Raw genomic sequence first — 16130 nt, 5'->3', positions numbered from 1 at the left:
GCTCCGAGAGAGGCTCCCCCGGTCCGACGACGCAGTCCAGAGACGAGGAAACAAGCCGTGAGCGACGTCCGTAACGTGATCATCATCGGCTCCGGGCCCGCCGGCTACACGGCGGCGCTCTACACCGCGCGCGCGTCGCTGAAGCCGCTCGTGTTCGAGGGCGCTGTCACCGCCGGTGGCGCGCTGATGAACACCACCGACGTGGAGAACTTCCCCGGCTTCCGGGACGGCATCATGGGCCCCGAGCTCATGGACAACATGCGCGCCCAGGCCGAACGCTTCGGTGCCGAGCTCGTCCCGGACGACGTCGTCTCCGTCGACCTGACCGGGGAGATCAAGACCGTCACCGACACCGCCGGCACCGTGCACAGGGCAAAGGCCGTCATCGTCACCACCGGCTCCCAGCACCGCAAGCTCGGCCTGCCGAACGAGGACGCCCTCTCCGGCCGCGGTGTCTCCTGGTGTGCCACCTGTGACGGCTTCTTCTTCAAGGACCAGGACATCGCCGTGATCGGCGGCGGCGACACCGCGATGGAGGAGGCGACCTTCCTCTCCCGCTTCGCCAAGTCCGTGACGATCGTCCACCGCCGGGACACCCTGCGCGCTTCCAAGGCGATGCAGGAGCGCGCCTTCGCCGACCCGAAGGTCAAGTTCGTATGGGACAGCGAAGTCGCCGAAGTCCAGGGCGAGCAGAAGCTCTCGGGTCTGAAGCTGCGCAACATCAAGACCGGCGAGCTCTCGGACCTGGCAGTCACCGGCCTGTTCATCGCGATCGGCCACGACCCGCGCACCGAACTCTTCAAGGGCCAGCTCGACCTCGACGAGGAGGGCTACCTCAAGGTCGCCGCTCCTTCCACCCGCACCAACCTGACCGGTGTCTTTGCCGCCGGTGACGTGGTCGACCACACCTACCGCCAGGCGATCACCGCCGCCGGTACCGGCTGCTCCGCCGCGCTCGACGCCGAGCGCTTCCTCGCCGCCCTTGCGGACGAGGAGCAGGCCGAGCCCGAGAAGACCTCTGTCTGACCTCCATCCGCCCCACGCACCAACCAGTTAAGGAGCCCGCCGTGGCCGGCACCCTGAAGAATGTGACCGACGACTCCTTCGAGCAGGACGTCCTCAAGAGCGACAAGCCCGTACTGGTGGACTTCTGGGCCGCCTGGTGCGGACCGTGCCGCCAGATCGCACCGTCCCTCGAGGCGATTGCCGCCGAGTACGGCGACAAGATCGAGGTCGTCAAGCTCAACATCGATGAGAACCCGGGTACGGCCGCCAAGTACGGCGTCATGTCCATCCCGACGCTGAACGTCTACCAGGCTGGCGAGGTCGCCAAGACCATCGTCGGTGCGAAGCCGAAGGCCGCGATCGTCCGCGACCTCGAGGACTTCATCGCCGAGTAGTCGGCAAAGCCGTCGAGTCGGCGGTGGATGTTTCACGTGAAACACGAATGGGCCAACCCGGAAGGGTCGGCCCATTCGCTTGTCCGGACGCCCTTCACAGCGGCCTCAGCACCGGCTCCTTCTGCACAGCTCCCAGCAGCCGGTCGAGCGCCATCTCCACGTCTTCCTTCCAGGACAACGTCGTCCGCAGCTCCAGCCTCAGACGCGGGTAAGTCGGGTGAGGGCGGACCGTCTTGAAGCCCACGGCCAGAAGATGGTCGGCCGGCAGGACGCACGCGGGCTCCTTCCACCGTGCGTCCCCGAACGCCTCGATTGCCTTGAAGCCCCGCCGCAGTAGATCCTTGGCGACCGTCTGGACTATGACCCGCCCCAGTCCCTGCCCCTGATAGCCCGGCATGATGAACGCGGTCATCAGCTGCACTGCGTCGGACGAAACGGGACTCGTGGGGAAGGCCGTGGAGCGCGGAACGTAGGCCGAAGGGGCGTACAGGACGAAGCCCACCGGTACATCGTCGACGTAGACGACCCGGCCGCAGGACCCCCAGTCCAGCAGGACCGCGGAAATCCACGCCTCCTTCTCCAGGGCGGACGTGCCCGCTTTTACCGCGGCCTCACCGCTGACTGGGTCCAACTCCCAGAAGACACACGCGCGACAGCGGTTGGGAAGGTCCTGAAGGTTGTCCAGCGTGAGCGGTACGAGCCGACGCCCCATGAAGCCTGTTCCTCGCTTCCTTCGCCCGCAGCGTCGCGGGCGGCTGTCAGAGCGCTCCGTTCCCTCAGCAGGCTGCCGACGAAGCCGCCGACCGCGCCCAGTCCGAGACCTGCGCTCACCAGTTCGGTGCGGGTCATCGTTCGCATGGCCCCTGTCTCCCTCTCAGAGGTACTGCCAGGTGGATGCGCCATATCCGAACGCATCGTATCCACGAAGCGATTCCATCGATACTGCCTGAAAGCAAAGAGCGGGCCGTGTTCCGGTACACACCGGACACGGCCCACTCTTTCGGCCCAGCGAGCGAAACCGCCCGTCGACCACAGTTGTCTAGGCCTCGAGATCCTCGGAATCGTCCTCCAGGAGGCTCTTCTGCAGGACCGGTCCCTCGCCGGGAGCAAGGCTGCTGAGGATCCGCTCGAGGTCCTCCATGGAGGCGAACTCGACGGTGATCTTGCCCTTCTTCTGCCCCAGGTCGACCTTCACGCGTGTCTCGAAACGGTCCGAGAGACGGGACGCGAGGTCGGTCAGCGCCGGAGAGACTCGCGCGCCGGCCCGAGGACCCTTGGACCGCTGGGCCGTCTGCGGCCGCGACCCCATCAAGGTCACGATCTCCTCGACGGCTCGCACGGACAGTCCCTCGGCCACGATCCGGTGAGCCAGCCGGTCCTGCTCCTCCGAGTCCTCGACGGAGAGCAGCGCCCGCGCATGACCGGCGGACAGGACCCCGGCAGCCACCCGGCGCTGAACCGCCGGCGAGAGCTTCAGCAGCCGCAGCGTGTTGGAGACCTGGGGACGGGACCGACCGATCCGGTCGGCCAGCTGGTCGTGCGTGCAGTTGAAGTCCTTCAGAAGCTGGTCGTAGGCAGCAGCCTCTTCCAACGGGTTCAGCTGGGCCCGGTGCAGGTTCTCCAGCAGGGCATCCAGGAGGAGCTTCTCGTCCTCCGTGGCCCGCACGATCGCCGGGATCGCGTCCAGGCCGGCCTCACGGCAGGCCCGCCAGCGGCGCTCGCCCATGATGAGCTCGTAGCGGGCGGGACCCAATTGCCGTACGACAACCGGCTGGAGGAGACCCACCTCCTTGATGGAGGTGACGAGTTCCTGCAGCGCGTCCTCGTCGAAGACCTCACGCGGCTGGCGCGGGTTCGGCGTGATCGCATCGAGAGGAAGCTCCGCGAAGTGGGCGCCCACAGGAGACGCGGGCGCCTCCGCGACGCCGTTCAGCGACAGCTCCTCCGTTTCATGTGAAACAGGCGGCAGCGTTGTCACCTTCGCCGCGGCCACGCCCCGGTCAGTGGTCAGCACCGGGACCGCCGACGGCGACGCAGAACCTGCGCCCCCCATCGCGGCCGGAGCCGGCGTCTTCTCCGTCGGGGCAGCAGGGATCAGCGCGCCGAGACCACGGCCCAAACCCCTCCGTCGCTCGCTCACTGAATCCCCTCCACCATGCTTCGATCACTCTGGGCGCCGATATGGGCATGCGGCGCGTCGTAGGACACACCCACACCCTTCAGCGCGATTTCTCGTGCCGCCTCAAGATAAGACAGGGCACCGCTCGATCCCGGATCGTAGGTCAGCACCGTCTGCCCATAACTCGGCGCCTCGGAGATACGGACCGAGCGGGGGATGCTCGTCCGCAGCACCTCGTCACCGAAGTGGCTGCGCACCTCGTCCGCGACCTGGGACGCGAGGCGCGTCCGGCCGTCGTACATGGTGAGCAGGATCGTCGACACATGCAGCGTGGGGTTGAGGTGCCCCCGCACCAGGTCGACGTTGCGCAACAGCTGGCCCAGCCCCTCCAGCGCGTAGTACTCGCACTGGATGGGGATGAGGACCTCCGCACCGGCCACCAGCGCGTTGACCGTCAACAGGCCGAGCGAAGGGGGACAGTCAATCAGGATGTAGTCCAGCGGCTGCTCATAGGCCTGGATGGCTCGCTGCAGTCGGCTCTCCCGTGCCACCAGGGACACCAGCTCGATCTCCGCACCGGCGAGATCGATCGTGGCGGGGGCACAGAAGAGACCCTCGACATCGGGAACCGGCTGGACGACCTCTGCGAGGGGCTTGCTTTCGACCAGGACGTCATAGATGGACGGGACTTCGGCGTGATGGTCGATCCCCAGCGCAGTGGATGCGTTGCCCTGAGGGTCGAGGTCGATCACCAGGACGCGGCCGCCGTGCAGGGCCAGGGAGGCGGCAAGATTGACGGTGGTCGTCGTCTTGCCGACACCGCCCTTCTGGTTGGCGACCACCATGACGCGTGTCTGCTCGGGCCGTGGCAGGCCCTCGCCTGCGCGACCCAGAGCTTCCACCGCCAGTTGGGCAGCACGACCGATCGGAGTGTCGTCCATCGGAGGCGGTGTTTCACGTGAAACATCCTCCCCCATCGACTCGGTACGGGGACCGGGGACCGGATCGGTCATCGGTCCCGCGATGTTGGCGTCGGACCGCAAGGATTCACTCTCCTCGACTTCAGGCTCGCAATGAACAGAGCCTCCCATGTCTTCGGGGTCGTGAACCAGTGAGGCCTGTTGTTCTGTGGAGAAATCCACCTCTGTGGACAACTCGGCCCCCCTCACGGGGGAGCTGATGTCGTCGGATACGGGTGCCTCTCCGAGTGAACCGAGAGGCTTACGGTCGCGGGGTTCGGCAGCGGCGCGGCCGCGGCTGATGATGCCGTGGAGCAGTGAGCGACGTTTCACGTGAAACACGATGCACAGCAGCGGACGCCGAACTGTCGCGACACTCCGGCGTGCGTAGGTTTGGCAGCTTGTGTGGAGTACGTCTCGTCGTCAGGCCGGATCAGCGGCGCCGACGTGCCCGCCCCGCCCGTGCGGCCTTGGCCTTCTTCGCGGCGAAGCGGACACCGCCGGGGCTCTCCCCGACCTCGACCCGCACGACCGTGGACGGAGGGTCCACCACCCCTTCACCCACATGCAGGATGGACGTCTCCACCGCACCCAGCTTGCTGAGCGCCGTGGCCGCGCTCTTGAGCTCCTCCTCAGCGGTGTCGCCCTTCAGCGCAAGCATCTCCCCGTACGGCCGCAGCAACGGAATGCCCCACGTGGCCAGCCGGTCCAGCGGAGCCACGGCCCGCGCCGTCACCACATGCACCGACGGCACCTTGCCCATGACCTCCTCGGCACGGCCGCGGACGACCGTCACATGGTCCAGCCCGAGCAACTCAACGACCTCGGTGAGAAAGTTCGTACGCCGCAGCAGCGGTTCCAGCAGCGTGATCTTCAGGTCCTCACGGACCAGCGCCAGGGGAATGCCCGGCAGGCCGGCACCCGAGCCGACATCGCAGACCGTCACGCCCTCAGGCACGACCTCGGAGAGCACCGCGCAGTTCAGCAGATGCCGCTCCCACAGACGAGGCACCTCGCGCGGGCCGATCAGACCGCGCTGCACACCCGCCTCAGCGAGCAGCTCCGCATAGCGGACCGCGTCCGCGAAGCGATCGCCGAACACCGCGCGCGCCTGCTCGGGCGCAGGGGGAAGCTCTACTGCCTCCGTCACGGGGACCGTCCTTCCGTACCGCATCAGCGCACCGAGCGCCGAGACCACCAGAACTATCAGGCTGACAAAGCTCGGCCCCGCCTGCGCTACAGACGGGGCCGGAGGAACGTACGGACCGATCAGGCCGGGAGCACAACGACGAAGCGCTGCGGCTCCTCGCCCTCGGACTCGCTGCGCAGGCCCGCGGCCTTGACGGCGTCGTGCACGACCTTGCGCTCGAACGGCGTCATCGGCTTCATCTTCACGGGCTCGCCGGTGCTCCTGACCTCGGCGGCCGCCTTCGCACCCAGCTCGGAAAGCTCGGCGCGCTTCTTTGCACGGTAGCCGCCGATGTCCAGCATCAGCCGGCTGCGGTCCCCGGTCTCCCGGTGCACGGCCAGGCGCGTGAGCTCCTGCAGCGCCTCAAGCACCTCACCGTCACGGCCGACCAGCTTCTGCAGGTCTCGGCTGCCCGCGTCGCTGATGATCGAGACAGCGGCGCGGTCGGCCTCGACGTCCATGTCGATGTCGCCGTCGAGATCGGCAATGTCCAGCAGACCCTCGAGGTAGTCCGCCGCGATCTCGCCCTCCTGCTCCAGGCGGGTAAGGGTGTCTGCACCCTCGGCAGCGGCGGAGGTGGTGCCTTCCGTCACGGGATGGGCTCCTTCTTACTTCTTGGACGGGGACTTGGGGCGCTGCGGGCCCTTGCGCTGCCCGGACTGGGCCTTGCTGCGGGTACCGCCGCCGGGCTTCGGCTCGGTCTTCTTAGCAGCGGCGGAGGGCTTGGCGTCCTCCGGCTCGTCGGACTTGCTCAGCGACGTCTTCGGCTCGGACTCACCGGCCGCCTTCGCAGCGCCGGACTGACGCTGGGACTTGCTCTGCCGCTTGGGCTGCTGGCGCTTGGGAACGGCGGCGCCACCGCTGGTCGCCGTCCCGTCCTCGGACTGGGCGATGGCAGCGCTCTCGCTCTTCATCACGGTGCCGTCGGTCTGGGCAACGAGACCCGCCTTGTTCAGGGCGTTGATGAACTTGCGCTCGAACTCGTTGCGGTCACGGCCCTTGGCGACGATCGCCTTGACGATGGTCTTCTCGCTCCGCTTGCGGGTCTTGCCGTGCTGCGTGACGTGCTTGGTCAGGCGCTCCAGGTAGGCGGCCTGAGCCTTGGAACCCGGGGTCGGGTTGTTGTGGATGACGTACATCTGCTGGCCCATGGTCCACACGTTGGTGGTCAGCCAGTAGACGAGGACACCGACCGGGAAGTTCACACCGAAGACGGCGAACATGACCGGGAAGACGTACATCAGCATCTTCTGCTGCTGCATGAACGGCGTCTTCACCGTGGTGTCGACGTTCTTCGTCATCAGCTGGCGCTGCGTGTAGAACTGCGACGCCGACATCAGCACGATCATGATCGCGGTCACGACGCGGACGTTGGTCTGCGAGGCGCCGAGCGCGGTGATCTGGCTCTCGCTGCTGAAGAACTTAGCGGCCAGCGGGGCGCCGAAGATGTGCGCCTTCTGCGCACTCTGCAACAGGCCCTGGTCGATTACGCCGATGGTCTTGTTCGACGCGATGCCGTTGAGCACGTGGTACAGGGCGAAGAAGAACGGGGACTGCGCCAGGATGGGAAGGCACGAGGAGAGCGGGTTGGTACCCGTCTCCTTGTACAGCTTCATCATCTCTTCGGACTGGCGCTGCTTGTCGCTCTTGTAGCGCTCCTGGATCTTCTTCATCTCGGGCTGCAGCGTCTGCATCGCCCGGGTCGCCTTGATCTGCTTCACGAAGAGCGGGATCAAGCAGATGCGGATCAGGATCACCAGGGACACGATCGACAGGCCCCAGGCCCATCCGGTGTCGGGGCCGAAGATCTTCCCGTACACCGTGTGGAACTGGACGATGACCCAGGAAACGGGTGTTGTGATGAAACTGAAGAGGCTGGCAATCGTGTCCACTAATCATGCTCCTTGGGCATGGGACGAGGTCTCTGCGGCCGGGCTCGAAGGAAGTTTCTCCTCAGTGGCCGGTTCGCCGGCGGAGGGCCCGCCCTTGCGTGCACGCCAGGCGCCACGCAGCATTTCGTGCCACCGCGGACGCTTGCGCGGCGGCACATGATCCACACCGCCCAGCGACCACGGATTGCACCGCAGGATGCGCCACGCGGTCAGCGCAGTGCCCTTGATCGCACCATGCCGGTCGATGGCCGTGTAGCCGTAGTGGGAACACGACGGGTAGTACTTGCACACCGGCCCGAGCAGCGGACTGATCGTCCACTGGTACAGCTTGATCAGAGCCAGCAGCGGGTACTTCATCGCGCGCCCCCTCCCAGCAGCCGCTCGATGGCGGCATCCAGGTCTCGGGCCAGTTGTGCATGGTCGGCGTCGCCCGCACCGGGCAGCGCTCGTACGACTACCAGGCTACCGGGGGGCAACAGGGAGACTCGGTCACGCATCAGGTGGCGCAGTCTGCGCTTGACCTTGTTGCGTACCACCGCACCACCCACGGCTTTGCTCACGACGAAACCCGCACGCGTCGGGGGAGCGCTCTCCCCAGGCGCGTGCGGGTCCGTGGCACCGCTACGAAGATGGACGACGAGGGACGGGCGTCCGGCCCGGCGCCCTCGTCGTACCGCGGTCGCGAAGTCCTCGCGCCGCCTCAGCCGGTTCTCGGTGGGCAGCACGACGGCATGACCTGACCGGGATCAGGCGGACAGGCTGGCGCGACCCTTGCTGCGGCGGTTCGCCAGAATCGCGCGGCCGGCACGGGTACGCATCCGCAGGCGGAAGCCGTGGGTCTTGGCGCGACGACGGTTGTTCGGCTGGAAGGTGCGCTTGCTCACTCGGGGGCTCCAGAAATCAATCGGTGGTGGCGGGTGCCGTCCTGGCTGTCACCGTGCGCCCACGAGTAGCTCGCAGTCACGCCCGATTGCACCGCTTCCCGATCACCCAAGTGATCTGTGCCCATCGGAGGCAGGCGGCAGCAGCCATCGACAACTCGACCTGGTTACGGTACGCGGGGCTACGCCATCCGGTCAAACCAGCGGTCACTGGGAGACACTATCCACAGCCTGGGGACAACAACTTGAACCGCACCCGTCGCCCTGACTACCGTGGCTGAACTCCGATTCGTTCCCTTGTACCTGCCCCACCCCATTTGAATCCCGACCCGTCCCACAATCACACGTTCGTGGGACCCGTGAGAGAGCGTGCCCTGTGGCTGACGTACCTGCCGATCTTGCCGCAGTGTGGCCACGAGTATTGGAACAACTTCTCGGCGACGCTCGAGGGCAGGGCGTAGAGACAAAGGACGAGCACTGGATCCGGCGCTGCCAGCCGCTCGCGCTGGTCGCCGACACCGCCCTGCTCGCCGTACCCAACGAGTTCGCCAAGGGCGTGCTCGAAGGCCGCCTCGCCCCCGTCGTCAGCGAAACCCTCAGCCGCGAGTGCGGCCGCCCGATCCGTATCGCGATCACCGTCGACGACTCCGCGGGCGAACCCCCCGCCCCGCCGGCACCCTCCGCCCGCCCCCAGCCGCGCTACGAGGAGCCCGAGCTCCCCTCCGGGCAGTACGACGGCTACGGCCGCCACCGCGCCGACGACCACCGGGCCAACCGCCCCGAGCAACTCCCCGGCGACCCGGGCGACCAGCTCCCCACCGCCCGCCCGGCCTACCCCTCGGAGTACCAGCGCCCCGAGCCCGGCGCCTGGCCGCGCCCCTCGCAGGACGAGTACAGCTGGCAGCAGCAGCGCCTCGGCTTCCCCGAGCGGGACCCCTACGCATCGCCGCCCCAGGACTCCTACGGCCCTCCTGCCCAGGACTCGTACGCCCCGCCCTCCCAGGACTACCGCCCGCAGTCGATGGAGCGCCCGCCGTACGACGCGCAGCGGCCCGACTACGACCAGCCCCGCTCCGACTACGACCAGGCCCGCCCGGACTACGACCAGCGCAACGCCCGCCGTGAGCTGCCCGACCAGCCGTCCGGCTCCGGGCGCGTCCATCGCGGCGGCCCGGTCGGCTCCTCGCTGCCCGCCTCCAGCGGCGCCCCCGGCCCCCTGGCCGCGAAGCCCGCGCCGGCCACCGGCCCCGGCGAGCCCACCGCCCGCCTGAACCCGAAGTACCTCTTCGACACGTTCGTCATCGGCGCCTCGAACCGCTTCGCGCACGCCGCCGCGGTCGCCGTCGCCGAGGCACCGGCAAAGGCGTACAACCCCCTGTTCATCTACGGGGAATCGGGGCTCGGCAAGACGCACCTGCTGCACGCCATCGGGCACTACGCGCGCAGCCTCTACCCCGGCACGCGCGTGCGATATGTGAGCTCGGAGGAGTTCACCAACGAGTTCATCAACTCCATCCGAGACGGCAAGGGCGACAGCTTCCGCAAGCGCTACCGCGAGATGGACATCCTGCTCGTCGACGACATCCAGTTCCTCGCGGACAAGGAGTCGACGCAGGAGGAGTTCTTCCACACCTTCAACACGCTCCACAACGCCAACAAGCAGATCGTGCTCTCCAGCGACCGGCCGCCCAAGCAGCTGGTGACGCTGGAGGACCGGCTGCGGAACCGTTTCGAGTGGGGTCTGATCACCGACGTCCAGCCGCCCGAGCTGGAGACCCGCATCGCGATCCTGCGCAAGAAGGCGGTCCAGGAACAGCTCAACGCCCCGCCGGAAGTACTGGAGTTCATCGCCTCCCGCATCTCGCGCAACATCCGCGAACTGGAGGGCGCGCTGATCCGCGTGACGGCGTTCGCGTCACTCAACCGGCAGCCGGTCGATCTCGGACTGACCGAGATCGTGCTGAAGGATCTGATCCCCGGGGGTCAGGACTCCACGCCGGAGATCAGCGCGACAGCGATCATGGCGGCGACCGCGGACTACTTCGGGCTCACCGTCGAGGACCTGTGCGGGAGCTCCCGCGGGCGACAGCTGGTCACGGCACGCCAGATCGCCATGTACCTGTGCCGGGAGCTGACGGATCTGTCGCTGCCGAAGATCGGGGCGCAGTTCGGCAACCGGGACCACACGACCGTGATGCACGCCGACAGGAAGATCCGGGCGCTGATGGCGGAGCGGCGGTCGATCTACAACCAGGTGACGGAGCTGACGAACCGCATCAAGAACGGGTAACGGCCCGGGCGACGATTCTGGGGCGTTCGGGGTGTTCAGGGCGTCCTGGGGAGAGATCCCCAGGACGCCTTTCGGCATCCCGGGGTGGCTTCGGTCGATTCCGCTGTGGGGCGGAGGGGACTGGTCGACGCGCTCGATCACCTCGCCACAGCCCTGGCCATTCCGCCCCTGACCGCCCTGGGTTTGGAAGTCACCTTCAAGGCCCCGCGCCAGCCCCGCCCGTCGCGGCCTTCTTGGCTGCGAGCGAGGCCGGGTTCCTCCAGCAGCCCACTGGTCAGACGTCCCCGAGTCCGTAGTCGTGTGGAAGCTCAAATGCTGCGGGAAGTCTCCGGTGGAGGCGGCAGCGGAGGTGAGGTCAGCGTCAGCGCAGCCGACGCTCCATCGGCTGCCGGTGGCGTCGAGTCGGTCGGCGGCCGACCTGGGTCACGAGAACGCCGGTCCCGGCTACCGCCACCCGGACAAGAAGCCTGGCACGCGCCGCCTCACGCGGCGCGTGCCCTGGTCGGGGTCGCGAGCAACCGCTCCCGCTGTTCGAATACCGGGCGGGTTACGGCCCTCCTCCACAGATTTGCCCACTTTCTTGGGTCCACACCCTGGGGACTTCGAAGTTGTCCCAACCCTCGTCCACAGGCTGGGGGTTGAAACGGCATCAAGGCAGCTCAGGTGGCTGTGGAACAGTGGATGAAGACTCTCCACAGACTGTGGACGACGAGATGATCCACAAGCTGTGCACGAAGTTGTCCACCGGCAACCCACAGGCTGGGCTTGCTTGTCCCCAGCAAACACCACCTTCTCCACAGCGCTGTCCACTGTTCGGCAACGTGACGCGCCTGATCACCGCGTCGAGTGAAAGGCGTCACACGAGGGTGCCGGGTTGGGCTGTGGGCAACGGGGGAAAACCTGGGGACGGCGCTGGGGAGAACTCACCTCAGGCTGTGCACGGGGTGTGCAGAACTTTCCGTTCTCCACAGATCTGCAAAGTTGTCCACTGTCTCCGCCCACAGGGCCAGTGGACAAAATCTCGCCTCTGAGCTGGGAAAACGAGGTTATCCACGGTTTCCACAGCCCCTACTACTACTCCCGACTAGAGAGAGCGAGAAGTTCGTTTCGAAGGGGGTCCTGTGCACAACTTGCCGTCCGGCTCCCGGCTGCCCCTCGTCACGACTTGACCCCGAGAGGCACCTACTGTCAGTGCCGTGCGTCAGACTGTTCCCCGGTGTCCTTCCCACCAAAGGGACCGACGACACCGAGACAGACGACGAAGCCAGGCAGGGCGAGAAGCGCCGGCAACAGCAGGAGGCGGCAACAGTGAAGATCCGGGTGGAACGCGACGTACTCGCGGAGGCAGTTGCCTGGGCGGCGCGCAGCCTCCCGGCCCGTCCGCCGGCGCCTGTCCTCGCCGGCCTTCTGCTGAAGGCCGAGGACGGTGCTCTGAGCCTCTCCAGCTTCGACTACGAGGTCTCCGCGCGTGTGTCCGTGGAGGCGGAGGTCGAGGAGGAGGGCACCGTCCTCGTCTCCGGCCGGCTGCTCGCCGACATCTCCCGCGCCCTGCCCAACCGGCCCGTGGAGATTTCCACAGACGGTGTACGGGCGACCGTGGTCTGCGGGTCCTCCCGATTCACACTCCACACCCTGCCTGTGGAGGAGTACCCGGCGCTGCCGCAGATGCCGAACGCCACGGGCACCGTCCCCGGTGAGGTCTTCGCCTCCGCCGCCGCCCAGGTGGCCATCGCGGCCGGCCGTGACGACACGCTGCCCGTTCTCACCGGTGTGCGCATCGAGATCGAGGGCGACACCGTCACCCTGGCCTCCACCGACCGCTACCGCTTCGCGGTCCGTGAGTTCCTGTGGAAGCCGGAGAACCCCGACGCCTCCGCGGTCGCCCTGGTGCCCGCCAAGACGCTCCTGGACACCGCCAAGGCCCTCACGAGCGGCGACAGCGTGATCCTGGCGCTGTCCGGCTCGGGTGCGGGCGAGGGGCTGATCGGTTTCGAGGGCGCCGGGCGGCGCACCACCACCCGCCTCCTCGAGGGCGATCTGCCGAAGTACCGCACGCTGTTCCCGACGGAGTTCAACACGGTCGCCGTCATCGAGACCGCCCCCTTCGTGGAGGCCGTCAAGCGTGTGGCCCTGGTCGCCGAGCGCAACACCCCGGTGCGGCTGAGCTTCGAGCAGGGCGTGCTGATCCTGGAGGCCGGCTCCAGTGACGATGCACAGGCTGTGGAACGTGTGGATGCGCAGCTGGAGGGCGATGACATCTCGATCGCCTTCAACCCGACGTTCCTCCTGGACGGTCTGAGCGCCATCGACTCGCCGGTGGCGCAGCTGTCGTTCACGACGTCCACCAAGCCGGCGCTGCTCAGCGGCAAGCCGGCGCTTGATGCCGAGGCGGACGAGGCCTACAAGTACCTGATCATGCCTGTGCGGCTCAGCGGCTGATCGCTCTCCTCAGAGAATCCGCAGGTCGGGGCGTACTTATGAGCGGGTATGCCCACAGGTGTGCGCGAGCGTCCGGGTTTAGGCTCGGACGCAGGTACGAACGTGCCCCACTCGCCACACAAGCAACCTAAGGATCAACTGATGGAGCTCGGTCTCGTCGGCCTCGGCAAGATGGGCGGCAACATGCGTGAGCGGATACGCCGCGCAGGCCACACCGTGATCGGATTCGACCGCAACCCGGACCTTGCCGATGTCCACAGCCTGGAAGAACTTGTGGGCAAGCTCAGCGGGCCCCGCGTGGTCTGGGTGATGGTCCCGGCCGGTGCCGCCACCCAGTCGACGATCGACGAGCTGGCCGAGCTCCTGGAGCCGGGAGACGTCGTCGTGGACGGCGGCAACTCACGCTGGACGGATGACGAGAGGCACGCCGAGGAGCTGGCGGCCAAGGGCATCGGCTTCGTCGACTGCGGTGTCTCCGGCGGCGTCTGGGGCCTGGAGAACGGCTATGCGCTGATGTACGGCGGTGACGCGGAGAACGTCGCCAAGGTGCGGCCGGTCTTCGACGCGCTGAAGCCCGAGGGGAACTTCGGCTCGGTGCACGCCGGCAAGGTCGGTGCGGGGCACTTCGCGAAGATGGTCCACAACGGCATCGAGTACGCGATGATGCAGGCCTATGCCGAGGGCTGGGAGCTGCTGGAGAAGGTCGACTCGGTCACGGATGTGCGCGAGGTCTTCCGGTCCTGGCAGGAGGGCACGGTCATCCGTTCCTGGCTGCTGGACCTCGCGGTGAACGCCCTCGACGAGGACGAGCACCTGGACAGGCTGAAAGGTTTTGCACAGGACTCCGGCGAGGGACGCTGGACTGTGGAAGCCGCCATCGACAACGCCGTGCCGCTGCCCGCGATCACGGCCTCCCTCTTCGCGCGGTTCGCGTCGCGTCAGGAGGACTCTCCGCAGATGAAGATGATCGCGGCGCTGCGGAACCAGTTCGGCGGCCATGCGGTCGAGAAAAAGTAATCCACAGGGCTGTTGAAAAGTCAGCCCGCAACCTGGGGGAGGTCGGCGACCGACCATGCACGTCACGCACCTGTCGCTGGCCGACTTCCGCTCGTACGCCCGGGTCGAAGTCCCGCTCGACCCGGGCGTCACCGCCTTCGTCGGCCCGAACGGGCAGGGCAAGACGAACCTCGTCGAGGCCGTCGGATATCTCGCCACCCTCGGCAGCCACCGGGTGGCCTCCGACGCCCCGCTGGTGCGCATGGGCGCGGATCGCGCGGTCATCCGGGCGCAGGTCAAACAGGGCGAGCGGCAGCAGCTGGTCGAGCTGGAGCTGAACCCCGGCAGGGCCAACCGGGCCCGCATCAACAGGTCCTCGCAGGTCAGGCCGCGTGATGTGCTGGGCATCGTACGGACCGTGCTGTTCGCGCCCGAGGATCTTTCCCTGGTCAAGGGCGATCCCGGTGAGCGGCGTCGTTTCCTCGACGAGCTGATCACCGCGCGTTCCCCGCGGATGGCCGGCGTGCGCTCCGACTACGAGCGGGTGCTGAAGCAGCGCAACACGCTCCTGAAGTCGGCCGCGCTGGCGCGTCGGCACGGCGGCCGTTCCATGGACCTGTCCACGCTCGACGTCTGGGACCAGCATCTCGCGCGCGCGGGCGCCGAGTTGCTCGCCCAGCGCCTGGACCTGGTCGCGGCGATCCAGCCGCTGGCCGACAAGGCGTACGAGCAGCTGGCGCCGGGGGGTGGACCGGTCGGCCTGGAGTACAAGCCGTCCGCGCCCGGTGAGGCCCATACCCGGGAGGATCTCTACGAGCAGCTGATGGGGGCGCTCGCCGAGGCGCGCAAGCAGGAGATCGAGCGGGGCGTCACCCTCGTAGGACCTCATCGGGACGATCTGCTTCTCAAACTCGGTCAGCTGCCCGCCAAGGGGTACGCCTCCCACGGGGAGTCGTGGTCGTATGCGCTGGCGTTGCGCCTCGCCTCGTACGACCTGCTGCGGGCCGAGGGCAACGAGCCGGTGCTCGTCCTCGACGATGTCTTCGCGGAGCTCGACACCCGGCGCCGGGAGCGCCTGGCGGAGCTGGTCGCGCCCGGTGAGCAGGTGCTGGTGACCGCGGCGGTCGACGACGACGTACCGCACGTACTGACGGGGACGCGGTACTCCGTGTCGGACGGGACGGTGGAGCGCGCATGACGGACGAACAGCCCGCGCCCAAGAAGGCCCCCGAGCCGTCCGGCGTCGACCTCGCGCGCGTGGCGCTGAGGGCGGCGAAGGAGCAGGCACGCGCGCGTGGGGACGCGGCGCAGCAGAAGAAGCAGGCGCGGCGCGGCGGTCTGCGCTCCGGCGCACGCGCTGACGGGCGCGACCCCATGGCGCTCGGTGCTGCGATCAACCGGCTCATCACCGAGCGCGGCTGGGAGACCCCGGCGGCGGTGGGCGGGGTGATGGGCCGCTGGCCGCAGATCGTCGGCGAGGACGTGGCCAAGCACTGCGAGCCGGAGAAGTACGACGAGGACGAGCGCGTTCTGGTGGTGCGCTGCGATTCGACGGCCTGGGCGACGAATCTGCGCCTGCTCGCCCCCACGCTCGTGGCCCGGCTCAATGAGGATCTCGGCCACGGCGCGGTGAAGATGATCAAGGTGAACGGGCCCAGTGGTCCCCCCCGTCGCTACGGCCCCTTGCGTGCCCCTGGCAGCACGGGCCCCGGCGACACGTATGGGTGACAGACCTCACATCTGCAGGCCGTCGGCGGTCCCGTAGTGGCGTCGGCGGCCTCTGCGTCGTGCCACCGCACACGGTTGCGAATTGCGACCTGACTCCCAAGTAGCCAAGGGTTGACAGTCGGAAGCGCTGAGTGCCTCTGTGAGCCTCTTGGAGCCCTGCTCCGTATATGGGGACCCGGAAGACGCCGGTTCAGGGCGCCACATGAGGACTCAGGTACCGGCAAACCCCCATCACTG

General features: G+C 67.6%; 16 protein-coding genes. 7 read left to right on the top strand and 9 right to left on the bottom strand.

What is annotated here, in order from left to right; genetic code table 11:
• Nucleotides 1-57 precede the first annotated feature (57 nt).
• Both trxB and trxA read left to right on the top strand, forming a co-directional pair.
• Nucleotides 58-1026 (top strand): thioredoxin-disulfide reductase, encoded by a 969-nt coding sequence (gene trxB, locus ACWCRD_RS06770; RefSeq protein ID WP_344403188.1) that lies wholly within the window; start codon nucleotides 58-60, stop codon nucleotides 1024-1026.
• A gap of 41 nt (nucleotides 1027-1067) precedes the next feature.
• The gene (gene trxA, locus ACWCRD_RS06765; protein WP_275779071.1) at nucleotides 1068-1400 is read left to right on the top strand and encodes a thioredoxin; all 333 of its coding nucleotides are present in this window, start codon (nucleotides 1068-1070) and stop codon (nucleotides 1398-1400) included.
• Nucleotides 1401-1494: 94 nt separating this feature from the next.
• Here trxA and ACWCRD_RS06760 read toward each other — a convergent pair whose 3' ends face one another.
• From ACWCRD_RS06760 to rpmH, 9 genes are all read right to left on the bottom strand, one after another.
• Nucleotides 1495-2112, bottom strand: coding sequence for a GNAT family N-acetyltransferase (locus ACWCRD_RS06760; protein ID WP_450964852.1), 618 nt, complete (start codon nucleotides 2110-2112; stop codon nucleotides 1495-1497).
• A gap of 327 nt (nucleotides 2113-2439) precedes the next feature.
• Nucleotides 2440-3540: a ParB/RepB/Spo0J family partition protein gene (locus tag ACWCRD_RS06755; RefSeq protein WP_450964851.1), complete on the bottom strand. Its 1101-nt coding sequence runs from the start codon at nucleotides 3538-3540 to the stop codon at nucleotides 2440-2442.
• Nucleotides 3537-4610 (bottom strand): ParA family protein, encoded by a 1074-nt coding sequence (locus tag ACWCRD_RS06750; RefSeq protein WP_450964953.1) that lies wholly within the window; start codon nucleotides 4608-4610, stop codon nucleotides 3537-3539. The genes ACWCRD_RS06755 and ACWCRD_RS06750 overlap by 4 nt, the downstream gene beginning before the upstream one ends.
• Nucleotides 4611-4911: 301 nt before the next feature.
• The gene (gene rsmG / locus ACWCRD_RS06745) at nucleotides 4912-5628 is read right to left on the bottom strand and encodes a 16S rRNA (guanine(527)-N(7))-methyltransferase RsmG (RefSeq protein ID WP_115913407.1); all 717 of its coding nucleotides are present in this window, start codon (nucleotides 5626-5628) and stop codon (nucleotides 4912-4914) included.
• A gap of 119 nt (nucleotides 5629-5747) precedes the next feature.
• Nucleotides 5748-6260 (bottom strand): R3H domain-containing nucleic acid-binding protein, encoded by a 513-nt coding sequence (locus ACWCRD_RS06740; protein ID WP_266957587.1) that lies wholly within the window; start codon nucleotides 6258-6260, stop codon nucleotides 5748-5750.
• A 15-nt stretch (nucleotides 6261-6275) separates the two neighbouring features.
• The gene (gene yidC, locus ACWCRD_RS06735) at nucleotides 6276-7559 is read right to left on the bottom strand and encodes a membrane protein insertase YidC (RefSeq protein ID WP_450964850.1); all 1284 of its coding nucleotides are present in this window, start codon (nucleotides 7557-7559) and stop codon (nucleotides 6276-6278) included.
• A gap of 3 nt (nucleotides 7560-7562) precedes the next feature.
• The gene (gene yidD / locus ACWCRD_RS06730; RefSeq protein WP_450964849.1) at nucleotides 7563-7916 is read right to left on the bottom strand and encodes a membrane protein insertion efficiency factor YidD; all 354 of its coding nucleotides are present in this window, start codon (nucleotides 7914-7916) and stop codon (nucleotides 7563-7565) included.
• Nucleotides 7913-8284, bottom strand: a complete 372-nt coding sequence (rnpA, locus tag ACWCRD_RS06725) for a ribonuclease P protein component (RefSeq protein WP_450964848.1) — start codon at nucleotides 8282-8284, stop codon at nucleotides 7913-7915. The genes yidD and rnpA overlap by 4 nt, the downstream gene beginning before the upstream one ends.
• Nucleotides 8285-8305: 21 nt before the next feature.
• Complete coding sequence (gene rpmH / locus ACWCRD_RS06720) at nucleotides 8306-8443, bottom strand: 50S ribosomal protein L34 (protein ID WP_005482975.1); 138 nt, start codon at nucleotides 8441-8443, stop codon at nucleotides 8306-8308.
• 373 nt (nucleotides 8444-8816) lie between these two features.
• On the opposite strand from rpmH, the gene dnaA reads away from it, so the two are divergent.
• The 5 genes from dnaA (at nucleotide 8817) to ACWCRD_RS06695 (ending at nucleotide 15893) form a co-directional block, all read left to right on the top strand.
• Nucleotides 8817-10730, top strand: coding sequence for a chromosomal replication initiator protein DnaA (gene dnaA, locus ACWCRD_RS06715; protein WP_450964847.1), 1914 nt, complete (start codon nucleotides 8817-8819; stop codon nucleotides 10728-10730).
• Between the two features lie 1308 nt (nucleotides 10731-12038).
• A complete protein-coding gene (gene dnaN, locus ACWCRD_RS06710) occupies nucleotides 12039-13169 on the top strand; it encodes a DNA polymerase III subunit beta (RefSeq protein WP_351473073.1) in 1131 nt (376 codons plus the stop codon).
• A 141-nt stretch (nucleotides 13170-13310) separates the two neighbouring features.
• Nucleotides 13311-14186: a phosphogluconate dehydrogenase (NAD(+)-dependent, decarboxylating) gene (gene gnd / locus ACWCRD_RS06705; protein ID WP_450964846.1), complete on the top strand. Its 876-nt coding sequence runs from the start codon at nucleotides 13311-13313 to the stop codon at nucleotides 14184-14186.
• A gap of 55 nt (nucleotides 14187-14241) precedes the next feature.
• Nucleotides 14242-15363, top strand: a complete 1122-nt coding sequence (gene recF, locus ACWCRD_RS06700; protein ID WP_450964845.1) for a DNA replication/repair protein RecF — start codon at nucleotides 14242-14244, stop codon at nucleotides 15361-15363.
• Complete coding sequence (locus tag ACWCRD_RS06695; protein ID WP_450964844.1) at nucleotides 15360-15893, top strand: DUF721 domain-containing protein; 534 nt, start codon at nucleotides 15360-15362, stop codon at nucleotides 15891-15893. Before recF ends, ACWCRD_RS06695 begins: the two co-directional genes overlap by 4 nt.
• Nucleotides 15894-16130 lie beyond the last annotated feature (237 nt).

The organism is Streptomyces sp. NPDC002092 (assembly GCF_053593775.1).
The sequence above is the reverse complement of the archived record's forward strand: the minus strand, read 5'-3'. Positions and strand labels throughout refer to the sequence as shown.

Coding starts and splice junctions, on each gene's coding strand:
- ACWCRD_RS06760 (WP_450964852.1), bottom strand. CDS start 2,112: ATGGGGCGTCGGCTCGTACCGCTCACGCTGGACAACCTTCAGGACCTT.
- ACWCRD_RS06750 (WP_450964953.1), bottom strand. CDS start 4,610: ATGGGAGGCTCTGTTCATTGCGAGCCTGAAGTCGAGGAGAGTGAATCC.
- yidD (WP_450964849.1), bottom strand. CDS start 7,916: ATGAAGTACCCGCTGCTGGCTCTGATCAAGCTGTACCAGTGGACGATC.
- gnd (WP_450964846.1), top strand. CDS start 13,311: ATGGAGCTCGGTCTCGTCGGCCTCGGCAAGATGGGCGGCAACATGCGT.
- recF (WP_450964845.1), top strand. CDS start 14,242: ATGCACGTCACGCACCTGTCGCTGGCCGACTTCCGCTCGTACGCCCGG.
- ACWCRD_RS06695 (WP_450964844.1), top strand. CDS start 15,360: ATGACGGACGAACAGCCCGCGCCCAAGAAGGCCCCCGAGCCGTCCGGC.